This window comes from Pseudomonas sp. GM48 (assembly GCF_000282335.1).
Classification (GTDB): Bacteria; Pseudomonadota; Gammaproteobacteria; order Pseudomonadales; family Pseudomonadaceae; genus Aquipseudomonas.
Map to the genome: position 1 here is coordinate 1 of NZ_AKJM01000051.1, position 22,191 is coordinate 22,191.

Here is a 22,191-nt window from a genome sequence, read left to right on the forward strand (position 1 = left end):
TCAGAGAGATCGTGCAAGCCGGATTTACGACTGCTGCGCAGCCGGACGCCGCCTTCGGCAGCTGCTACAAGGAAGGCGTAGCCTCTGGGCCCTTTTTCGTTCTGCCCACTACCCTACCCAGCCATCGACCGGCGGGCAATGTTCAGCGGTAATCTTCCTTCAGATATCCAGCACCAACGGCTGCGCCCCCTGCGCCGGAATCGCACAGCAAATCAGTACGTGTCCGTCATCCGGCACCTCCGCTGGCGGCAGTGGGTAATGCACCTGACCGCTGACCAAGCGCGTCTTGCAGGTGCCGCAGGAGCCACCGCGACAACTGAATTCCGGACGCAGGCCCCGGCTTTCCGCCAACTCCAGCAAGCTGCCGCCCTCCGGTTGCCAGCGCGCCTCCTTGGCCGAACGCTGGAACACCACGGGTACGGACGTGGTGGCGGCTGGCGGTTGCTCGATGACCACCGCATCGGGGTCCGGGCGCCGGCGCAATGTCGACGGGCCAAAGGTTTCGGCGTGAATCCGCGAATCGCGAATGTCCAGCTCGCGCAAGCCGTCGTACAGCGCCTGGGTAAAACTTCCGGGGCCACAGACAACAAAATCCAGCTGATCGTAATCCTCGACCGTCAGCAGATCCTTGAGCAGCGCGACGTCGATCCGTCCACTGAGGTCGAAGTCCTCTCCTTGCACCGCCTCGGCTTCCGGTTGGCTGAGCAAACGCACTACCCGCACCGCGTCACCGGCATCTTCGAGCAAGCGATCCAGTTCCCGGCGAAACGGCTGGTCGGCCAGCGTGCGCGAACTCTGGATAAACCACGTCGGGCGGATACGGCGAGTGCGCAATCCCTGGTAAACCACCTCGCGCAGCATCGACAACAGCGGCGTGATGCCCACCCCGGCCGCCAGCAACACCAGTGGCCGACGCTCATGGGGCGCTACGGTGAAGTGCCCTTGCGGCGCTCGCGCCTCCAACAGGTCGCCGACACGAATCTGCTCATGCAAATGCGTAGACACCCGCCCGTCACGCTTCACGCTGATGCGGAAAAAATCATCGGACGGAGCGCTCGATAAACTGTACGTGCGGATGTGTACATCACCGTCAATATTGAAGCGCAGGGGCAAATGCTGCCCGGCCTGAAACAGTGGCAACCCGGCTCCATCGGCAGGCTCCAGGTAAATCGAGCGAATGTTGTGGCTTTGCGCCTCAATCCGCGCCACCCGCAACGGCCGCCATTGATCGCCCAAAGCCTTGGCCTGCAGACGTGCCTCGGCCTGCGCCCATGTACCGGTGAGCAAACTGGTGGGTGAAACGCCGTCGAAACGCCAGCGCAACGCCAGTGCGGCGGGGCGGCGTACGACTTGCTCGACATCGATTGTCCACAGGCGCTCGGCCCCCTGGAACGCCTCGACCTGAGGACCTTCCAGAAGGATTTCAGTACGCCCGCTGAGCTGCAGCAAATCCCCGGTATTGAAATCGATGAACAACAACCCGGCCCGGGGATTGAGCAGCAGGTTGCCCAAGGTGTTGAAATGCAGGTTGCCGGCGAAGTCCGGAATGGTCAGGCGATTGCCTTCCACGTGTACGAAACCGCTCTGACCGCCACGGTGAGAAACATCCACCGAGCGCTCGCCGTCGACATCCACATAACTGGCAACGAAGAACGTGTCCGCCCCGGCAATCATGGCTTTGGCCGCATCATCCAGCCCGCTGAAATGCTGGGCGACACGCGTCGAGGGGTCGGCCAGCGGCACCGAGTGAAACTGGCGCAACTGAATGTACTGCGGGCAATTGCCGAAGGACTGATCCACCGTCACCGCGAAACCGCCCGTGGTCATGGCGCGGACATGCCCGTTGATGCGGTTGCGACGGCGGGTGTGCAACTCGATGCCCAACAGGCCGATGGCCGCGCCGTCGCTCAACTGCGCGGGATCATCAAAGGTCGGCAGGCTGCGAAATTGCAGCAGGCCAGGTTCTGGCGAGTGTGCGAAACCGGGCTGGCCTTCAAGGATACTGGCCCAGGGATGACCGTCGGCATCCACCGCTCCGTACAGCATGAACGGCAATTGCTGATAAAACGTGCGGTGCTGATCCGGCATCTCGCTGCGAATCACCTTACGACCGAAAATTTCCATTCGTTCGGCAACGCCTACATGCGCCTGCAATTGTTTCTCGCCGGCATGCCAGGGTGAACGGTCCATAGGGCTTCTCCCCTGCGCCAGTGGCGCAGAACGGGGCGGCCCGGCAACTCCGGGCCGCCAGCATCAGGCAGTTTTTTGCAGACCGGCGACGGTGCGCGGCATGCCGACAAAACCCGGTAAGGCTTCGATGCGAGCCAGCCAGGCGCGAATATTGGTGTACTCGTCCAGCGACACGTTGCCCTCGGGCGCATGGGCGATGTAGCTGTAGGCCGCGACGTCGGCCACCGTCGGCTCGCTGCCAGCCAGATACGGCGTATTGGCCAGTTCGTGATCGATCACTTTGAGCACGGTGTGGGCGTAGGCAATCACTTCTTCAGCGTTGTAAGGCGCGCCAAACACGGTGATCAATCTAGCCCGGGCAGGGCCGAAGGCAATCGGACCGGCAGCCACCGATAACCAGCGCTGGACCTTGGCGGCCCCCACCGGATCCGTCGGCAGCCAGCGACCATTGCCGTACTTTTGCGCCAGATAAACCAGAATCGCGTTGGAATCGGCCAGCACCACGCCCTCGTCATCAATCACCGGCACCTGACCGAATGCATTGAGCGCCAGGAACGCCGGTTGCTTGTGTTCGCCCTTGGCGAGGTCAACGAAGATCAATTCGGTCGGCAATTTCAGCAGGGACAGCATCAACTCGACACGATGCGCGTGGCCGGAACGTGGGAAGTTGTAGAGTTTGATCGCTTGCATGGTCGACACCTCGGGTCAGTGGTGCTGTTCAGGAGAGAGCAGCGCCGATGGGGCGTATCTTCCACCCACAACCAAAACAACAGAATCACCAGCAAACGCAATCCATTATTTCAGAGGATGAAATAACTCAATGATTGAGCGCCGGATGCTCGCGCAGTGTCTTTACCGCGAAATCCACAAAACTGCGCACCCGGGCCGGCGCTTTGCGTCCACCCTGATAGAGCACATGGATAGGCAATGGCGGCAGCTCGAAGTCGGCCAGAATGATTTCCAGCTCCCCGGCGGCCACCTTGCTCGCGACTTGATATGACAGTACCCGCGTGAATCCCAACCCCAAACTGGCTGCCGTGATGGCCGCCTGATTCGCCGTCACCACCAGTCGCGGCTCAGCCCGCACACTCAAGGTTTCGCCGTCTTCAATGAATGGCCAACTCCTGAGTTGGCCAATGGCCGATGTCGCAATAATCGACGCCTGGGCCAGCTCCTGTGGATGCCTGGGCCGACCATGGCTGGCCAGAAACTGTGGCGAAGCGCAGATCACCCGCCGCACCTCGCCCACGCGGATCGCATGCTGATTGCTGTCAGGGAGTTCGCCGATGCGGATGGCCACATCAATGCCCTCCTCGACCACGCTCACCACCCGATCCACCAGCATCGCGTTGATGCAGACCTCGGGGAATTGCGTCAGGTAGCTCACCATCAACGGCGTGACAAACAGCTCTCCAAACAAAACCGGTGCGGTGATGGTCAGTTGCCCACGAGGATGGATATGGCTGCCTGCTGCCGAATCCTCCGCTTCCTGCACCTCGGCGAGAATTCTCCGACAGTCCTCCAGATATCGCTGACCGGCCTCACTCAAATGCACACTGCGCGTTGTACGTGTGAGCAGTTGCGTGCCAATACGCTTCTCCAGCGCCGCCACCGCTCGGGTGACGCTGGCCGCCGACAGGCCCAAACGCCGCGCCGCCGCCGAAAAACCCTGTTCCTGGGCGACGGCAGCGAAGACCTGCATTTCCTGGAAGCGGTCCATGGACATGTCCTCCTTTCGAATCAATAAAGTCGCAACCGCTGACCGGGATTTGTTGCGCAGGCGGTCAATAACATAATGGGGTACACGACCATCAAGTAAATCAATGGGCTACTGAACTCTAGCGTCTACTCCGTGAAAACAATGTGAGTCTCAAACCCACGGACACTCGAACAAACGCACCGGGAATTATTGATAATTATTGAGGATTATTATCTTGCGACGGGTACAACTGTTCGCAATTATCCGGACCCGCCAGCTGCAACGGCTAATACCTGACAGGAAAAACCAGCCATTGGCACTGCGTCAAACCAATCTCCAGGTAAAGGCTCATCAGCGGGCACCATCAACTGCAGCGCGATTCCGGTCTGCCTGAACAGGCGGAATACACGACTGCTCCTATACTACAAGCCACCCTGTTACCTATTGAGTTTTTGGTAGGCACCCCGTTGAAATTTTCTCTACCCGGTGTAAGGCGTTATGGGTTGTTAACGCTTGGACGGCTGTCCGTCGATCTTGCTTCAAGGGTTCACTTAGTAGGGAAAAGTTGAACTTCATATGGCTGGCTAATCTGTGTGACACAGCAAGGAGTTCGAAAATGTTACGCACAAACATTTCTGCTAGAGCACTGTCCGGTGGTTTGCTCGATGTACTGATTCGCGCCGGGCTCATTACGGTGCTGGTACTGTTCTGCTTCCAGATCTTTCACCCCTTCCTCAACCTCATGCTCTGGGCACTGATTCTGGCCATCACCCTGTATCCACTGCATGCGCTCATCAAGCGCAAGCTGGTCAACAAGGACGGTCATGCCGCGACCCTGATCGTGGTGGTCGCCCTGGCCTTGCTGATGGTACCGATCTACCTGCTGGGCACCTCGATCAGTGAGTCGATCCAGGGCACCCTGGCAATCCTCAAGTCCGATTCGCTGCAGATCCCGCTACCCAGCGAAAAAATCGCCTCCCTGCCGCTTATTGGCCAGCCGCTCTACGACTACTGGATGCAGGCCGCCACCAACATGAGCAGTGTGTTCATGAAGCTGATGCCCTATATCAAGTCCATCGGCCTGACCTTGTTGGGCAAAATGGCTGACGTTGGTGTGGGTTTTCTGTTGTTCATCGGCGCCCTGATCATTGCCGGCGTATTCATGGCCTATGGCGAAAACGGCGAAAGAAGCGCCCTGGCCATCACCTCGCGCCTTTCCGGACCAGAGCGTGGCCCACGCATTACCGAGCTCTGCACGGCAACCATCCGCGCAGTCGCCCAGGGCGTGGTGGGCATCGCGTTCATTCAGATGTTGCTGGTAGGCGTGGGCTTCGTGCTCATGGGCGTCCCCGGTGCCGGGCTGCTGGCGATGGTTGCGCTGTTGATGGGGATCATGCAATTACCGGTGCTGCTGGTGACCCTTCCGGTGATCGCTTATGTCTTCGCCACCGATGGCACCACCCTGGGAACCATCGTGTTTGGCATCTACAGCCTGATTGCCGGGATGGCCGACAACGTCCTCAAGCCATTGATGCTGGGTCGTGGCGTCGATGTCCCGATGCCGGTGATTCTGATTGGCGCCCTGGGCGGCATGGTGAGCGGCGGCTTCATCGGTTTGTTCATCGGGCCGGTAGCGTTGGCGGTGGGTTACCAACTGTTCTGGCAATGGGTCCAGGACCAACCGTCGGCCGAGGGACTGAACGAGACGCCTCAGATCGACGCGGTGAACGAGACTCCGAAAATCGAGGCAATGAACGATCAGCGTCCCCTCTGAGGAGTTTGCGCTTGATGCCATGCCCTGCTCGCATCAGCCGGCTGCTGCTCTGCGGCACCGTCGTTCTGGGTGGCTGCGTGCAACTGGGCCCGGATTTCCAGTCACCGGCCCAGCCCTGGGTCGAACACTGGAACAGCCCGGCCCTGGAAATCGCCGGGCAAAAACGGCCGCAACCGGACAGTCGCCAATGGTGGCGCGTGTTCGACGACCCGGTGCTGGACCACTTGATCGCCGAAGCCGATGCCCACAACGCCGACCTGCAGGTCGCAGGCCTGCGGGTCATGGAATCCCGCGCGCAATTGGGCATCGCCCTGAGTGGACGCTACCCGCAATTGCAGCAGGCCAGCGCCGACAGCCTCTACCTGAACCGTCGACAATCGGGCGGCGCCAACCCCCAGGACACGCATTTCTGGCAATACAGCGCCGGTTTCGATATTGGTTGGGAGCTGGATTTCTGGGGGCGTTTCAGCCGTGCCATCGAATCAGCCGACGCATCCTGGTTTGCTGCCCAGGCCAACTATGAAAATGCCCTGGTGCTGTTGCACGCGCAACTGGCGCAAACCTACTACGCCTTGCGTACCGCCGAGGCGCGCCTGCACATCGCCCGCAGTAACGCCGCATTGCAAAAACGCAGCTACGAGATCACCGAGCGCCTGTTCAAAAGCGGAGCCGAAGCCGAACTCGATCTGCAACAAGCCAAGACCCAGTACCTGGGCACCCTCAGTACCATCCCTGATTTCGAAAGCCAGGTGGCGAGCTTGCGCAATGCGTTGTCCACCCTGATCGGCCAGCCTCCCGGCACGATCCCTGATCTTGATCGCTACACCGGGGTGGTGCCTCTGCTCGATACCGCGGTCTTGCAGGATGTGCCTGCCAACCTGTTGGTGCGGCGCCCCGATGTTCGCGCTGCCGAGCTGCAAGTGGCGGCGCAGTCGGCATTGATCGGCGTGGCCGAGACCGACCTGTACCCCTCCATCAGTCTGCTGGGCAGCATCGTCTGGTCCGCCAGCTCGCTCAATGGTGCATCCAATACCCTCGACCTGGTGGCCGGCCCCAGTATGCGCTGGGACATCTTCGACCATGGTCGGATCACCAACAACGTCCGCGTGCAGGATGCCCGCTTGCAGCAATTGATCGTTATCTACCAGGACAGCGTGCGCCAGGCTGCACGCGAGGCCGACGATGCCGCGACCGGCTTGATCAAGGCGTTGGAGCGCGACCAAATCCTCAGCGATGCGTCGGTGGCCGCCGAACGTTCGGTGACCCTGGCCAATGCCCAATACCGCGAAGGCTATTCGGATTTCCAGCGCGTGCTGGATGCCCAGCGCGCCCTGTTCGCCCAGCAAGACATCTACCTGGTCAACCGTGGCACCGCCGTCAACAGCCTGATCGCTCTGTACAAGGCCCTGGGCGGTGGCTGGTACAGCGACCGGCCGATGATCGACCCCGCCACCCGCCAACAGATGCAACAACGGACCGATTGGGGCGATCTGCTCGACGAACCGAAGGAAAGTGCCCATGACTGACAGCCCACAACCGGCCGCCGAGAACACCTCGGCACCCGCCGCCGACCCGGCCAAAAAAGCGATCAACTGGGTGGTGCTGTTGATCATCCTGAGCCTGGTCTGGTACCTGCTGGCCGACCGCTACACACCCTACACGCAACAGGCGCGAGTGCAGGCCTTCGTGGTGCCGGTGGCGGCCGAGGTATCCGGCCGGGTGACCCAGGTGCACGTACGCAATAACCAGGACGTCAAGGCCGGCGAATTGCTGTTTGAAGTCAATCCGGAGCAGTACCAGATTGCCGTCGATCGCGCCCGCGCCGACCTTGAGTCGACCCGTCGCCAGGTGGGCGCCAACACCGCCGGCGTCGACTCCAAGCAAGCATCCCTGCGCGCATCCCAAGCCAACGAGCTCAAGGCACGCCAGGACATCCAGCGCCTTGAACGTCTGTACCGCGAAGACCCGGGCACCATCTCGCTGCGCCGCCTGGAGATTTCCCGCGCCACCCTCGAAGAGTCCATCAGCCAGGTCGCTGCAGCCAAGGCCGAAGTGCAACGGGCACGGGAACAACAGGGCGGTAACGAATCAGAAAACGCCCAGTTGCTCAGCGCCGCCAGCAACCTTGAAAAAGCCGAGCTGGATTTGAGCAACACGAAGGTCCACGCGCGCTCGGCCGGCCTGATCACCGATTTGCGCACCGATGTCGGCCAGTTCGCCGCCGCCGGTGCTCCGGTGATGACCCTGATCGCCATCCACGATGTCTGGATCAGCGCCGACATGACCGAAAACAACCTGGGAAGCGTCCAGCCCGGGACGCCGGTTTCCATCGTCCTCGATGCCCTGCCGGGGAGAATCTTCAAAGGCCATGTGCGCAGCGTCGGCTATGGCGTTGATGTCGGCCAGACCACCCAGCCGGGGAGCCTGCCGAAAGTGGAGAACAGCCGCGATTGGCTGCGCCCTGCCCAGCGATTTCCGGTCATTATCGAATTCGAGCCCGGTGAGTTGACCAGCCCGCAAGGCATCCGGGCCGGCGGGCAGGCCGAAGTCATGGCGTTCCCGGGTGAAGGTAATCCGCTGAATGTTCTCGGTCGCCTGTTCCTGCGCCTGATGAGCTGGATGTCCTATGCGTATTGAGCGCCCGGCCCGGGTTCAGCGCGCCCTGCGCCTGAGCTTCGGCACGGCGCTGTGCCTGGCGGCGAGCTTTGGTCTAGCCCTGCCCATCCCGTTCCTCGCGCCGATGCTGGCGCTGATGATGCTGGCGGCGATGAACCGACCGTTGCCGTTCAAGGCCAGCCTGGGTCTGATCCTGATCCTGATGTTGACCACCGGGACCGGCCTGCTGCTCATTCCCCTGCTGCGCTACTACCCGTTCAGTGGCGTGTTGCTGGTCGGACTGTGTCTGTTTCTGGCCTTCGGTTATGGTCTGCGCGGCGGCAACCCGCTGGTGGCGACATTCCTGGTGGTGGGCCTGACCTTGATCAGTTCCGCCGGAACCGCTGAATTCGCCCTGGCGCTCGAGGTGATCGTGGCCCTGGTCAAGGGACTGTTCCTGGCCGTCACCACGCTGACCATCAGCCATTGGCTGTTTCCCGACCCCGCCAGCGCCCCACCGGCCAAGCCCGGCCCGAACCTTACGCCCACCGAAAGCAGCTGGCTGGCGCTACGAGCCACGCTGGTGGTGCTGCCGACGTTCCTGCTGGCCATGATCGACCCGGCCAGCTACCTGCCGATCATCATGAAAGCCGTCAGCCTCGGCCAACAGAGCTGCGCAACCAGCGCCCGCAGCGCCGGCCAGGAATTGCTCGGCTCGACCCTGCTCGGCGGCCTGATGGCGATCCTTTTCTGGTGCGCGCTGAGCCTGTTCGTCAACCTGTGGATGTTCTTTCTGTGGATGCTGCTGTTCGGCTTGCTGGTGGCCAGAAAACTCTACGGCCTGGCCATGACCCGACAACCACCGAGTTTCTGGCTCAACAGCCTGGCGACCCTGATCATTCTGCTCGGCCAATCGGTGCAGGACAGTGCCGCGGGCAAGGACGTCTACACCGCCTTCGCCATACGCATGGGCCTGTTCATTCTGGTGACTTTGTATGCTTGTGCGATGGTGTATTTGCTCGACACGCGGCGGCAACGTCGAATGACGTCCACCTAGAAACAGCCCCCCCTGAGAAGGTAATGCCAGCCAGTTAAGCGGTCATGCGATCTGTAGCAGCTGCCGAGCCCGCAATGCAGCGCTCCGCTCTATGTCTATGCTGCAGACTCAGTTCGGGTAACGCGCACTGGTACTCTTGAATCGCTCGATCCAGGTGTTACCTGGTCAATGGCGCGTGGGTGTGGCCAAGGGGATCGCCTGATAAAACAATTGAACACCCGGCCACCACCCGATCAGGGAATGACCGGGCCAGACTCAGCGATAGACTGGAAAACGACGGCACAGCGCGACAACCTGTTCGCGCACGTGGTGCCCGACCTTGTCGCTGTCTCCGTTTTCCAGGGCGTCCAGTACGTCGCACAACCAGCCGGCCACTTGCTCGCAGGCCTCCACACCAAACCCGCGGGTGGTCACCGCCGGGGTACCGATACGAAGGCCGGATGTCACAAACGGTGAGCGCGGGTCATTCGGCACCGAGTTTTTGTTGGCGGTGATATAGGCACTGCTCAGGGCCGCGTCGGCCTCCTTGCCGGTGTAGGGCTTGTCGGACAGGTCGATCAGCATCATGTGGTTGTCGGTGCCGCCCGAGACGATCTTGTACCCGCGCTTTTGCAACACCCCGGCCATGGCCCGGGCGTTGATGACCACTTGGGTCTGGTAGATGCTGAACTCCGGCGCAAGCGCTTCCTTGAACGCCACGGCCTTGGCCGCGATCTGGTGCATCAGCGGCCCGCCCTGCACGCCGGGAAACACAGCGGAATCGAGCTTTTTGTAAAAGTCTTCATCCTGTCCCTTGGACAAAATCAAACCGCCGCGTGGCCCGCGCAGGGTTTTGTGCGTGGTGCTGGTGACCACATGCGCATGGGGAAGCGGGTCCGGGTATTCGCCCGCGGCGACCAGCCCGGCGACGTGGGCCATATCGACCCAGAAGATAGCCCCTACCTTGTCGGCAATGCTGCGCATGCGTGCCCAGTCCTTGTACCGCGAATACGCGGAAAAACCACCGATCAACATTTTGGGGCGTGTCTGCAGTGCGATTCGCTCCATCTCGTCATAGTCAAGAAAGCCGGTTTTCGGGTCCAGTCCATAAGGCACGATGGTGTAGTGACGCCCCGAAAAGTTGGCTGGGTTGCCGTGGGTCAGGTGACCGCCCTGGGCCAGGTTCATGCCCATCACCGTATCACCGGGGTTGATCAGTGCCAGGAAGACCGCCGCGTTGGCCTGGGCGCCCGCATGGGGTTGCACGTTGGCGTAGTCGCAGTCGAACAGGGCCTTGACCCGCTTGATGGCCAGCCGCTCGGCCACATCGACGTATTCGCAGCCGCTGTAATAGCGCTTGCCGGGGTAGCCTTCGGCGTACTTGTTGGTGAGCACCGTGCTCTGGGTTTTCATCACCAGCGGGCTGGCATAGTTTTCCGAGGCGATCAGCTCGATATGGTCTTCCTGGCGATGCTCTTCGTTGTGAATCGATTCATACAGCTCAGGGTCGAAAGCGTTGAGGGTCAGCGTCGAGTCGTACATGTGCAAAGTGTCCTTGGTCAAGAATTCAAGCGGCGGGTGACAGCAGGCGCGTGATGCGCGCGGCGATGTCGTCGATCTGTGCGTCATCGCAGATCAGCGGCGGCAACAGGCGCACGGTGGTGCCCCGTGTGACGGTGATCAGCAGACGTTGTTCTTCACGGGCCCGGCCGACCAGTTCGGCGCACGGGCCATTGAGTTCAATGCCGATCATCAAGCCGATGCCGCGAACGGACACCACCTCAGGATGGTTGCCCAGCGCCAGCTTCAAGGCCGCCAACAAGCGGCGGCCCGAGGCGGCAGCGCGTTGCGGGATGTGATCGCGCTGCATGATGTCGAGCACTGTGCAGCCCACGCGGCACGCCAGCGGGTTACCGCCGAACGTGGACGCATGGTGGCCGGGGGAAAACAGCTCGGCGGCCTTGCCCCGCGCCAGGCACGCGCCGATGGGGAAACCGTTGCCCAGCGCTTTGGCCAGGGTAATGACGTCCGGCTCGATGCCCGCATGCTCAAAGCCAAACCAGGTACCGGTGCGGCCCAGCCCGGTCTGCACTTCATCGATCATCATCAGCCAGTCGTGTTCATCACACAGTTGGCGCAGGGCCTGCAGGTAGCCGGCAGAGGCGGCGTGCACGCCCCCCTCACCCTGCACCGGCTCGACGAGCACCGCGACGATATCGGGTGACTGCGCCGCGACCTGGCGAATCGCCTCGATGTTGTCGAAAGGCACTCGCACAAAGCCCGGCATCAGGGGCTCGAAGCCGCGATGCACGGCGGGGTTGCCGGTGGCGGCGAGGGTGGCCAGGGTGCGCCCGTGAAAACTGTTGTCCATCACCAACACTTGCGGCTGGGTCACCTGCCGGGCGTTGGCGTGCAGGCGGGCCAGTTTGAGCGCCGCTTCGTTGGCCTCCGCTCCGGAGTTGCAGAAAAACGCCCGTTGCATGCCCGAGAGCAGGCACAGTCGTTCGCCCAATTGCTCCTGCCATGGGATGTGAAACAGGTTGGTCGTGTGCAGTAACACCGTGGCCTGTTCGGCGATGGCCGCGGCAATTTCGGGGTTGGCATGCCCCAGGCTCGTCACCGCCACACCGGCGATGGCATCCAGGTATTCAACACCCTCGGTGTCCCACAACGAGGCGCCCTGGCCTCGGCTGAACGAAACCGGTTGTCGGGCTGAGGTGTGCATGAGGTAAGCGGGTGCAGCGGACATTGCGGGCCTTCCTGTAGAGGGGGATCAACGGCTGGGAGTGATCGACAACAACGTGTCTTCACTGAGGGGGCCGGCATCGGCGGTCGGCCAGTAGTACGCATCCGGCATGGCTCGGGCACCGAAGATCGCTTGTCCGACGCGCACCACGGTCGCGCCCTCTTCAATGGCGATTTCAAAGTCACCCGACATGCCCATCGACAGCTCTTGCAGCGACACCCCGTCAGGGGCGCAATGACGCAAGCGGTCGCGCAATTCACGCAGCCGGACGAAGCATGGGCGTACCCGCACCGCGTCGGCCGAGAACAGCGCCAGCGTCATCAACCCGCGAACCCGCAGTGTCGGGAACGCTGGCATAGTCTCCAGGAAAGCCGCCACGTCATCGGGCGCCAGCCCGTACTTGCTGGCTTCGCCGGAGGTATTGACCTGGACGAACACGTCCATCTGCCGACCTTCAATGCGCAGGCGACGGTCCAGCGCCTCGGCCACCCGCAGGCTGTCGAGGGCCTGGAACTCGCTGGCGAAGCGTGCGACCTGCTTGGCCTTGTTGGTCTGCAAATGGCCGATCACCGACCATTGCAGGTCTTGCAGGTCGGTCATGGCTTCCCACTTGCGCTGTGCTTCCTGCACTTTGTTCTCGCCCAACAGGCGGCAACCGGCGGCATAGGCCAGACGCAGATGAGCTTCATCAAAGGTTTTGCTGACCGGCAGCAAGCGCACACCGGCCGGGTCCCGCCCTACCCGACGGCACGCCTCGACAATGCGTTGCTGCACGGCGGCCAGGTTGCGGCGAAAGTCTTCGACACTGTCGGCCTGTGGGTAACGACCATGGCGCGCATGCAGGATGTTGAGGTCTTCGGTTTGATCAGACATCAGTTGGCCGCTCCGTTGGTGGGCACTGCAACCGGTTCGGCCTGTGGGACAGCAGTCTTTTCACGACGCGGCAACTGCCCATTGAGCACGGCGTAGGCCGCCAGGCCGATGACCAGGCCCCAGAACGCGCCGCCGATGCCCAGCAGGGTGATATTGGCCGCGCAGGCCAGAAAGGTGATCAGCGACGCTTCCCGCGATTTCACGTCCGCCATGGCATTGGCCAGGCTCGCGCCGAGGGTGCCCAACAGGGCCAGCCCGGCCAGGGTGGTGATGAAGGTCGCCGGGAAGGCCATGAACACCGCCGCCAGGGTCACGCCGAAAATCCCCACCAAGATGTAGAAGATGCCCGCGGCCACGCCTGCGATCCAGCGCTTGGACGGATCTTCAGACGCTTCCTTGCCAGTGCAGATGGCGGCCGTGATGGCCGCGATGTTGAAGGCATGGGAACCGAACGGCGCCATCAGCAAAGAACCCAGCCCGGTCACGCTGAGGATCGGGTTGGCACTGGTGTTGAACCCGTCATTGCGCAGCACCAGCATGCCCGGCATGTACTGCCCCGTGAGGGTGATCAGAAACAGCGGCAACGCCACGCTCAACAACGCATTGACCGAGAACTCAGGGCGTGTGAACACCGGTGTCGCAAACTCCAGCGCCAGCCCCATGAAATCCACGCGCCCCTGCATCAGCAGAAAGCCAAGCCCCAGCACCAGAATGCCGACCACCGCATAGCGCGCACTCAAGCGCTTGAACACGATGTAGGCGCCGATCAACACCCCGACCAATAACGGGTCGACGCTCATGCTGGCGAACGCACCGATGCCGAACTGCAGCAGGATGCCGCCCAACAAGCCCGCTGCCACACCGGGCGGGATCAGGCGAACGGCTTTTTCAAAGTAGCCGGACACGCCCAGCAGCACGAACGCTGCAGCCGAAATCATGTAAGCCCCGATGGCCTCGGCGTAGGGTGTGGTCGCCAAGGCGACGATCAAAAAAGCCGCCGCCGGGGTCGACCAGGCGGTGATGATCGGCTCGCGGCTCACCCAACTGAGGAACAGCCCGGTCACCCCTACCCCGATCGACACTGACCAAACCCACGACGCCGTCAACTCAGGGCTGAGCCCTGCGACCTTGGCGGCCTGAAACACCAGGATGAAGGTGCCGCCGTAATTGACGATCACCGAAATCAGCCCGGCAACCACCGGGTGCAGCAGGTCCCGCAGACGCAGGGACGAGAGAGATTGAGTAGATGACATAGGTCTTGGCTCCTTGCTGGACGATGTATCCGGTCGCTGGTAAGCGGTCATTTATAGCCGTTGAATGGCAGGTTTTACCCCTACGCTTTAACGCAGCAGACCAGACCACTTTGCGTGGTCGGCTCAGCCATGCTCGCGCGCAAACGCGTTCATGAAATCGCACAGCGCCTCGACCGCAGGCACTGAAACGGCGTTGTAGAGGCTGGCGCGCAGGCCGCCGACGCTGGCGTGGCCTTTGAGGCCATTGAGGCCGGCCTGCTCGGCGCTCCGCAAAAAGGCCTTCTCCAGAGCCGCCTCGGCCAGCCGGAAGGGCACGTTGTTGATGGAGCGATACGGTAACTGCACAGGGTTGCGATAAAACCCGTCACTCCCATCGATGGCGCGGTACAGCATTCCCGCCTTAGCCTGGTTGCGCTGATGCAGAGCCTGCAGACCGCCGCTGTGCTTGATCCACTTGAGCGTCAAGCCGGTGAGGTACCAGGGGAAGGTCGCCGGAGTATTGAGCATCGACTGCGCGTCGCTGATGCGCGCGTAGTTGAGAATGTCCGGGGTAAAGGCATGGGAACGCTCCAGCAACGCCGGGTCCACGATGACCACCGTCAACCCGGCCACGCCCATGTTTTTCTGCGCGGCGGCATACACCAGCCCATGCCTGGCAATGTCGATCGGCTTGGACAGCAGGCTTGAACAGGCATCGCACACCAGCGGCACGTCGCTCGCGGGCGTGTCGATAAACTGCACGCCGTGCACCGTCTCATTCTCGGTGTAGTGCAAGTAGGCGGCGTCGGCGTTAAGGCGCCAGTCCGAGGCATGGGGGACGCGGTCGAAACCGGACGCGTGGGTACTGGCAACCACGCGTACATCGCAGTAGCGCCGTGCAGCCTCGATCGCCTTGCCCGACCAGAGGCCGGTGTGCAGGTAATCCGCCGTGCCTTTATCGCCTATCAGGTTCATCGGCACTTGAGCGAACTGCAACGAGGCGCCCCCTTGCAGGAACAGCACTTTGTAGGCGGGGGGCACCCCGAGGATATCGCGCAGGTCCCGTTCGGCCTCGCGGGCCACCGTCATGAACACCTGCGAACGATGGCTGATTTCCATCACGGACATGCCGGTGCCGGCAAAATCGAAAAACTCCTCGTGCGCCTGAGTGAGGACGTCCAACGGCACCGCGGTGGGGCCTGCGCTGAAGTTGTGTGACCGAGCCATGGTTGAGTAACTCCTGTTCAAGAACGCTTGCCCTGTGCGTAATCACCGAGGTAACGCCTGGGGTGGCGAGGGCCAGAGTCTACGGATAAACTGGCCTGCCTTTACCTGCCAATTCATGGAAAGAGAGCAGACCACATGGCAAAGACCTTCGAGCTGGAAACCTTGAAGATGCGCCTCAACGACGCTGAGTTTCAGCTGCTGGATTTGCACCAGCGGATCCAGCGTGCGTTGCGTGCGCTGATACTCGACGGCGCCCTCGGCCCCGGCTTGAAACTGCCCGCCACGCGGGTGCTGTCCAAGTCACTGGGCTGCGCCCGCGACACCGTTGAGAACGCCTATGTGCAGTTGCATCGGGACGGGTTTATCGTGCGCCGCGAAGGCGCCGGCAGTTACGTCTGCGACACGGTGGGCGTCGAATTGCGCGGTGCCGGCCGCCGACGCCTCAAGGCTCAGGAAGTCAGGAGCAGCGTCGCCGCACCGGGCGCCGAACTCAGCCAACGCGGGCGGATGATCTTCGACACCGGTGGCGTGCGCGATCAGCAAGTCATCAAGGCATTCGCCACCGGCCTGCCGGAAACCCGCAGCTTCCCGACGGATGTCTGGGAGCGTTTGCAGCGCCAGGTCATGAAGGACTATCGCGCGAACGTGCTGCTGCATGGCGATCCACAAGGGGCCGAGCCCCTGCGCAAAGCGATTGCCACCTACCTGAACCTCGAACGCGGCGCCAAATGCTCCCCCGACCAGGTGCTGGTATTGAGCAGTACGCGTCAGGCGTTGTATCTGTGCGCGCAGTTGCTGGTGGACGCCGGCAAGCCGATTCTGCTGGAAAACCCCGGCTATTACGGCGCCCGCAAGGCCTTCGAAATCGCCGAAACCAAGGTGCTGCCCATTGATGTCGATGAACGGGGCATCCGCACCGACCTGTTGTACGCCGACCGCAGCGGCGCCAATTGCGTGTATGTCACGCCCTCGCACCAATACCCCACCGGCGCGACGTTGCCGCTGGAGCGGCGTCTTGAGTTGATCAATTGGGCGGCGCAAAAAGGTAAGTGGATCATCGAGGATGACTACGACAGCGAGTTCCATTACGACGGGCAACCCACGGCGTGCGTGCAGGGCCTGGACAAGTATCAGCGCACGCTCTACATCGGCACGTTCAGCAAGACCCTCTACCCCGGCCTGCGCATGGGGTATATGGTGCTGCCCTCCGAGCTGGTCAAGCCCTTTGCCTATGCGCGCAGCATGATGGACGGCCACACTCCGCAAACGCTGCAACTGACGCTGGCGCGCTTTATGGAAGACGGCCATTACAACGCGCATGTCCGGGCCATGCGCAAGCTGTATGCCGGACGCCGGTCGATCATGCACGATGCCATCGGCAAGTACTTGAGCACGGTGGTCACCGCCGAACTGCCGCCGGGCGGGTTGCAAATCCCCTGCGTGCTGAAAGCCGGATGGTCCGAGGAAAAAACCATCCGCCAGGCCGCCACTGCCGGCGTGCAACTGTCCGGCCTCAGCGGCTTGTACGCGGGCGACCCGAAGCAACAGGGCTGGCTGCTGGGCTACTCCTCCCTGACCGCGTATGAAATCGAAGCCGCCATGTTGCGCCTGGCCAACGCCCTGAAAATCTAATGGCCCAGCGCATAGTTCATCAGCAGCTGCTGGGCCTGGGCGGCCATCCGCGCACGCCTGGGCAGCTTGGGGCATTCAACCGCGATGACGGGTTGAGGCTTGGCGGTGGTGAACAGTCTGAACCGTGACGTGCGGGTGGCCGCCAGACGGCCGGTGGGGATGATGCCGGGCATTGGAATTCCTTTTCAAAAAAGCGCAGGCGGTTAATACGGCAACCTGAAACGCTTGGTCAGGTCGCTGATGCCTTCACGAATCGAGCGTTCAGTGCGGCCGTCGAGGGCACCGCTGCGCAAGCCACCGAGCATGGCCAGAATCATGTCGCCGATCTCCCTGAATTCATCGACCCCCATGCCACGCGAAGTGCACGCCGCACTGCCGAGACGAATGCCGGACGTCACGGTGGGCTTGACCTCATCGCCGGGCACGACATTTTTGTTCACGGTAATGCCGATTGCCTCCAACGCACGCTCGGCGACATTCCCCACCAGGCCCCAGGGCCGCAGGTCAATCACCCCCAAGTGACAGTCGGTGCCGCCCGACACGACCAACAGCCCACCTTCAGCCAATCGGCCGCACAAGGCCTGGGCATTGGCGACCACGGCGTGGGCATAAGCGCCGAAGGCCGGTTGCAATGCCTCGCCCAGCGCCACGGCCTTGGCCGCTACGGTGTGCATCAGTGCCGCGCCCTGCAGGCCGGGGAATACAGCCGCATTGATCTTCTGCGCGATGGCCTGCTCATTGCACAGGATCATCCCGCCACGCGGACCGCGCAACGTGGCGTGGGTGCTGAGGGTGGTGACGTGGGCGAACGGCACTGGAGACGGATACGCACCACCCGCGACCAGCCCGGCGACGTGGGCGATGTCGGCCATCAGGAACGCACCCACCTCGTCGGCAATCGCACGAAACCGGGCGAAATCCAGCGCCCGTGAATACGCCGAGGCCCCTGCGATGATCAGGCGTGGGCGTTCTTGTCGGGCGATCTGCTCGACCTGATCCATGTCGACCCTATGGGTCACCGGGTGCACCCCATAGCTGAGGGCCTGAAACCAGCGCCCGGACAAGTTGAACGCAGCACCATGGGACAGGTGCCCACCGGACTTGAGGTCCAGGCCCAGGATCTTGTCCCCCGGCGCCAGCAGAGCCAGAAACACAGCCTGGTTGGCTTGGCTGCCCGAATGGGGTTGCAGGTTGGCATAGGCACAGCTGAACAGTTGCCTGGCCCGATCGATGGCGAGTTCTTCAATTGCATCGACATTGCAGCAACCGGCGTAATAGCGACGCCCTGGGTAGCCCTCGGCATATTTGTTGGTCAGCACCGACCCTTGGGCCTCGAGCACTGCACGACTGACCACGTTTTCGGCGGCGATCAGCTCGATTGACTGCACCTGGCGCTGACGCTCGGCGTCGATGGCGCGCCACACCTCCCCGTCCACCTGGGGCAGCGCAACGCCACTGACCCCTGGCAGCGCGTGGCCCTCCCGATAAGCGAAATGCGGCATGGTCACTCCCTGTGTAAACGTCCGATAACACGCCGCACTACCCTAGCCGCCCACGGACCGGCCAGCCATACCAGTTCGTGCCGACGTTGCAGACCACCGCGCTCAATGCCGCTGCCACACGTATACGCAGGGGCAGGCGTCGCGAAATCGCAGCCATTCAAAGTGGTCTGATGGACTCATCGGTAATGGACTATCGCGCAAGACCATCGCCTCATTAAGCTCTGCGCCGGTTTTGCCATGCTCATCACACAGGTTTCGCCATGACGATTCATATCGGGTTGTTGCCTCAGGTCGCCGCAGCGCACTTTGTCAGTCATTTGCACATCATGGTGCTGGCGGCGCTGTTCCCCCTGCTTCCGGCTTTTTTCAACGTGGATTATGTCGAGCTGGGCCTGGCTTTCAGCCTGTTCAATATCGTCACGGCGCTGGTACAGGCGCCCATGGGGTTTGCCGTGGACCGCCACGGTGCCAGGCGCTTGCTGTTGGTCGCGCTGGCGCTGGGCAGCAGCAGTTTCCTGCTGATTGCACTCCTGCCCGGCTACACCTGTTTGTTGATCGGCATTGCGCTGGCCGGCGTCGCCAACGCCATTTATCACCCGGCCGACTACGCCCTGCTGTCCCGACACATTGACCCCGCCCACATCGGCAAGGCGTTCTCCGTGCATACCTTTGCCGGTTTCCTTGGCGCGGCCGTGGCCCCTGTGTTTTTGCTGGGTATCGCGGTGGCGAGCAACCCGGCCATGGCCTTCGCGGCGGCGGCACTGGTGGGGTTTGTCGCGCTGGCGCTGTTGTTGATCCCTGGCTCCGCACTGGCCCGGGTCAGTCGCGTGCATCCCGCCGCCGACCCGACACCCCTCGGCGCCCGTCGCCTGTCACTGCTCTCGCCTATGGTGCTAAGCCTGACCCTGTTGTTCGTGCTGCTGAACCTGAGCACCGGCGCGATTGAGAAGTTCTCGGTCGCCGCCCTGATGCAAGGCCAGGGCGTGGCCTTGACCTGGGCCAACTCGGCGTTGACCGCCTTCCTCTTTGCCAGCGCCTTCGGCGTGCTGGCAGGGGGAGCCTTGGCCGACCGGACCCGCCGCCATGGCGTAGTGGCAGCCAGCGCGTTTGCCTTGGCCACCGTGCTGATGCTGCTGGTCGCCACGGCACGCTTGAGCGAGCCGGCGCTGCTGGTCGTGCTGGGGACTGCGGGTTTCCTGACCGGGGTGATCGCACCGTCCCGCGACATGCTGGTACGTGCGGCCGCCCCGAAGGATGCCGAAGGCAAAACCTTCGGCATCGTCTCTACAGGTTTCAATATCGGTGGCGCCATCGGTCCCGTCGGGTTCGGCTGGCTGCTCGACCAAGGCCACCCCGACGCAATTTTCTGGGCCAGCGCCGCCTTCATGGGCCTGACCGTTGTACTGACCCTGATGCAGGAGCGGTCCTTGGCCAGGACCCGAAAAATGATGGCACCGCAAGTGGCATTTAAGTGACCTGGGTCAATAGCCCCAGTGTGTTTTTGCCGCAGACTTGAAGGGCACCGTCCCGTATTTATTGCGTTGCCCCCCGCTTGTGCGGACCCGTTATTTTTGCAAGGACTGCACAGTAAACCCGAACACCAAAAGCCGATTTCCTTGGAGTTAAAACATGGAACGTTTGAATTATGGTACCGATGACGTGGTAAAAAACATGCTGGCCAAACTATCCACGCTCTGGAAAAACCGCGCCGCCGTCAACAACCTGCAACCGAACTACTGGGGCCTCGCCTTTGATGCCGACAAGCACGACTTCAGTCTGTCGCTGCTGCCGTTTCGTCATCACCAGGCCTGGCTCGAAGCTCCCCAGGACTTGCAATCCAAATGCCTGTCCTACGCGTGGGGCATCTACAACCTCAAGACCATCTACATCGAATGCAATGTGGTCGTGCCTGCCTGCGAGGACATTATCAAGACCCCGCCGCCGAGCAACAACCGCGCCCTGCTGCAGGACGTGATGTCTCAGGCACTGCTCGACGAAGCCCTGCACACGCGCATGTCCATCATGGCCTGCAACTATATCTATGACATGCGCAAACTCACCCCGCTGGATTTCAGCGCCTTCAACCTGGTGACCTGGCGCGAGGCCCTTCTGGCAAACTGCACCGCCGAATGGGAGCGACGCCTGACCCGCTTCGGCGTCGCGTGCGCCAGCGAAACGCTGATCACCGACTACCTCAAGACCATGGCCGAGGACGCCAGCATTCAGGCGGTGTGCCATGAGGTCACGCGCACCCATGCTATGGACGAGTGGAGCCATTCCAGCGTCTTCAGCTTCGTCGCTTCCGACATCGTCAATGGCCTGAGCCGCAAGGAACGCGAGTACCTGCGCTCGATCATCCTGCGCACGGTGCAGATGTTCGCCAATAACGAAATGGGCGCATGGTCCACCGTGTTTTCGATGCTGGATTTCCCCCATGCCGGCGAGATCCTGCATGACGTGGGCGACAACAACGAAATCAGCGTCTACACCGACTCGCTCGAAGCCCTGATAGACCGGATCGGCTTGACCGGCAACGGCCTCAGCAGTGCCGAGCATGCCATTGAAACCTTAGGCGAGAAGGCCCGCGCATGAACGCCATGACGTCCCTCCAGGCCCTGTGCGAACACGTGACCATTGAAACGGCCAACGTAAAAGTCTTCACCCTGCGCGCGGTGGACGCAACCGCCGAATTCCTCGACAGCCTGGAAGCAGGAAAACACGTGGCCCTGCACGCCGCTGACATGGCGGGCACCCATCACCAGCGGCTGTATTCGATCACGCGCAAGCGCGGCGCCGACCGGTTCGACATTGCGGTCAAGCGCGAAGGCCATGGCGGGGTTTCGGACCAGTTGCACGCTACGCTGCAAGCCGGCTCGACCACCTCGGTGCAGTTTGTGGCGGGTGATATTTCGCTGAAGTCGGTTCTGGGTTGCCGACAAGTCGGCATGCTCGCCGGCGGCATCGGCATCACCTTGCCGATTGCGTTGCTGCGCGGCCTGGTCGAGCGCGCGCGACGCGGACTGGCGGTGCCCGATGTGAGCCTGCTGCTGTGTGTGCCGACCATCGCCGAGATTCCGTTTCTACATGAGTTGCTGGAGCTTGAGCTGACCACATCGTGGTTCTCCTTGCAGGTGTTCGTCACCCGCGAAGCGGTCAACAACAACGGGCACTTCAGCGCCGGTCGTCCCCAAGCCCAGGACCTGAGCCGGCTGGGTAACCCCGAGAGCGTGGTGATCTGCGGCAGCCATGGCTTCGCCCAGGGCATGCGCGAACACACGCAGGCCATGTTCCCCGCCAGCCGCTTGCTGATCGAGTCATTCACGCCACCGGCCGCGCCGGTCACCGCCGCACAGACCGAGGCTCAGACCGACGCGACGCTGCGCCTGTACTTGAACCACAACGATCAGGTGCTGGAGCCACCCGCCGGCAAGAATTTGCTGGAGATGCTCGAAACCAGCGGTATTGCGGTGCGCAGCCTTTGCCGCGCCGGCATCTGCGGTCACTGCCGGCTGAAGGTGTCGGAGGGTCACTACACCCTTGAGCCCGACTTTTGCCTGACGGACAAGGACAAGGACGAAGGCTACGCCCTCGCCTGCTGCACCTTCCCGCAATCCGGGACGATCAAGGTCGAACTCACCACCACGGCATGAACCGTTACCGTCCTTACTTCAACAACTGGGTTTTT

Annotated in this window: 18 protein-coding genes; 8 read left to right on the plus strand and 10 right to left on the minus strand. The window is 62.1% G+C overall.

Features of this window, described 5'->3' with window-relative positions:
• Positions 1 to 159: 159 nt before the first annotated feature.
• From PMI28_RS19315 to PMI28_RS19305, 3 genes are all read right to left on the minus strand, one after another.
• Positions 160 to 2,190, minus strand: coding sequence for a 2Fe-2S iron-sulfur cluster-binding protein (locus tag PMI28_RS19315; RefSeq protein WP_007985016.1), 2,031 nt, complete (start codon positions 2,188 to 2,190; stop codon positions 160 to 162).
• 63 nt (positions 2,191 to 2,253) lie between these two features.
• Positions 2,254 to 2,880 (minus strand): glutathione S-transferase family protein, encoded by a 627-nt coding sequence (locus tag PMI28_RS19310; RefSeq protein ID WP_007985017.1) that lies wholly within the window; start codon positions 2,878 to 2,880, stop codon positions 2,254 to 2,256.
• Positions 2,881 to 3,007: 127 nt separating this feature from the next.
• A complete protein-coding gene (locus PMI28_RS19305) occupies positions 3,008 to 3,910 on the minus strand; it encodes a LysR family transcriptional regulator (protein WP_007985018.1) in 903 nt (300 codons plus the stop codon).
• Between the two features lie 595 nt (positions 3,911 to 4,505).
• Between PMI28_RS19305 and PMI28_RS19300 the strand changes: the two genes are divergently transcribed.
• From PMI28_RS19300 to PMI28_RS19285, 4 genes are read left to right on the plus strand one after another with little or no spacing between them, the layout of a single operon-like run.
• Positions 4,506 to 5,663 carry an AI-2E family transporter gene (locus tag PMI28_RS19300; protein WP_007985019.1) on the plus strand — a complete coding sequence of 386 codons (1,158 nt, stop codon included), beginning with the start codon at positions 4,506 to 4,508 and terminating at the stop codon, positions 5,661 to 5,663.
• 14 nt (positions 5,664 to 5,677) lie between these two features.
• Positions 5,678 to 7,189 (plus strand): efflux transporter outer membrane subunit, encoded by a 1,512-nt coding sequence (locus tag PMI28_RS19295; RefSeq protein ID WP_007985020.1) that lies wholly within the window; start codon positions 5,678 to 5,680, stop codon positions 7,187 to 7,189.
• The gene (locus tag PMI28_RS19290; RefSeq protein ID WP_007985021.1) at positions 7,182 to 8,300 is read left to right on the plus strand and encodes an HlyD family secretion protein; all 1,119 of its coding nucleotides are present in this window, start codon (positions 7,182 to 7,184) and stop codon (positions 8,298 to 8,300) included. The genes PMI28_RS19295 and PMI28_RS19290 overlap by 8 nt, the downstream gene beginning before the upstream one ends.
• Positions 8,290 to 9,315, plus strand: coding sequence for a DUF2955 domain-containing protein (locus PMI28_RS19285; RefSeq protein ID WP_007985022.1), 1,026 nt, complete (start codon positions 8,290 to 8,292; stop codon positions 9,313 to 9,315). Before PMI28_RS19290 ends, PMI28_RS19285 begins: the two co-directional genes overlap by 11 nt.
• 255 nt (positions 9,316 to 9,570) lie before the next feature.
• On the opposite strand, the gene glyA is transcribed toward PMI28_RS19285, so the two are convergent.
• The 5 genes from glyA to serC form a co-directional block, all read right to left on the minus strand.
• Entirely contained in the window at positions 9,571 to 10,836 is a 1,266-nt protein-coding gene (glyA, locus tag PMI28_RS19280) for a serine hydroxymethyltransferase (RefSeq protein ID WP_007985023.1), read from the minus strand.
• 25 nt (positions 10,837 to 10,861) lie between these two features.
• On the minus strand, positions 10,862 to 12,043 hold the full coding sequence (locus PMI28_RS19275; RefSeq protein WP_007985024.1) for an aspartate aminotransferase family protein: 1,182 nt from the start codon (positions 12,041 to 12,043) through the stop codon (positions 10,862 to 10,864).
• Between the two features lie 24 nt (positions 12,044 to 12,067).
• Positions 12,068 to 12,913, minus strand: coding sequence for a YggS family pyridoxal phosphate-dependent enzyme (locus tag PMI28_RS19270; protein ID WP_007985025.1), 846 nt, complete (start codon positions 12,911 to 12,913; stop codon positions 12,068 to 12,070).
• Positions 12,913 to 14,166 carry a benzoate/H(+) symporter BenE family transporter gene (locus PMI28_RS19265; protein ID WP_007985026.1) on the minus strand — a complete coding sequence of 418 codons (1,254 nt, stop codon included), beginning with the start codon at positions 14,164 to 14,166 and terminating at the stop codon, positions 12,913 to 12,915. Before PMI28_RS19265 ends, PMI28_RS19270 begins: the two co-directional genes overlap by 1 nt.
• Positions 14,167 to 14,289: 123 nt before the next feature.
• Positions 14,290 to 15,372, minus strand: coding sequence for a 3-phosphoserine/phosphohydroxythreonine transaminase (gene serC, locus PMI28_RS19260; RefSeq protein ID WP_007985027.1), 1,083 nt, complete (start codon positions 15,370 to 15,372; stop codon positions 14,290 to 14,292).
• Between the two features lie 135 nt (positions 15,373 to 15,507).
• On the opposite strand from serC, the gene pdxR reads away from it, so the two are divergent.
• Positions 15,508 to 17,004, plus strand: a complete 1,497-nt coding sequence (gene pdxR, locus PMI28_RS19255) for a MocR-like pyridoxine biosynthesis transcription factor PdxR (RefSeq protein WP_007985028.1) — start codon at positions 15,508 to 15,510, stop codon at positions 17,002 to 17,004.
• Here pdxR and PMI28_RS30745 read toward each other — a convergent pair.
• Positions 17,001 to 17,177: a hypothetical protein gene (locus PMI28_RS30745; RefSeq protein WP_007985029.1), complete on the minus strand. Its 177-nt coding sequence runs from the start codon at positions 17,175 to 17,177 to the stop codon at positions 17,001 to 17,003. The two genes, pdxR and PMI28_RS30745, sit on opposite strands and share 4 nt — an antisense overlap.
• A gap of 30 nt (positions 17,178 to 17,207) precedes the next feature.
• Positions 17,208 to 18,506, minus strand: a complete 1,299-nt coding sequence (locus PMI28_RS19250) for a serine hydroxymethyltransferase (RefSeq protein WP_007985030.1) — start codon at positions 18,504 to 18,506, stop codon at positions 17,208 to 17,210.
• A gap of 260 nt (positions 18,507 to 18,766) precedes the next feature.
• On the opposite strand from PMI28_RS19250, the gene PMI28_RS19245 reads away from it, so the two are divergent.
• From PMI28_RS19245 to PMI28_RS19235, 3 genes are all read left to right on the plus strand, one after another.
• Positions 18,767 to 19,981 carry an MFS transporter gene (locus PMI28_RS19245; protein WP_007985031.1) on the plus strand — a complete coding sequence of 405 codons (1,215 nt, stop codon included), beginning with the start codon at positions 18,767 to 18,769 and terminating at the stop codon, positions 19,979 to 19,981.
• A gap of 154 nt (positions 19,982 to 20,135) precedes the next feature.
• Complete coding sequence (locus tag PMI28_RS19240) at positions 20,136 to 21,098, plus strand: AurF N-oxygenase family protein (protein ID WP_007985032.1); 963 nt, start codon at positions 20,136 to 20,138, stop codon at positions 21,096 to 21,098.
• Positions 21,095 to 22,156, plus strand: coding sequence for a 2Fe-2S iron-sulfur cluster-binding protein (locus PMI28_RS19235; RefSeq protein ID WP_007985033.1), 1,062 nt, complete (start codon positions 21,095 to 21,097; stop codon positions 22,154 to 22,156). Before PMI28_RS19240 ends, PMI28_RS19235 begins: the two co-directional genes overlap by 4 nt.
• The last annotated feature ends 35 nt before the right edge of the window (positions 22,157 to 22,191 follow it).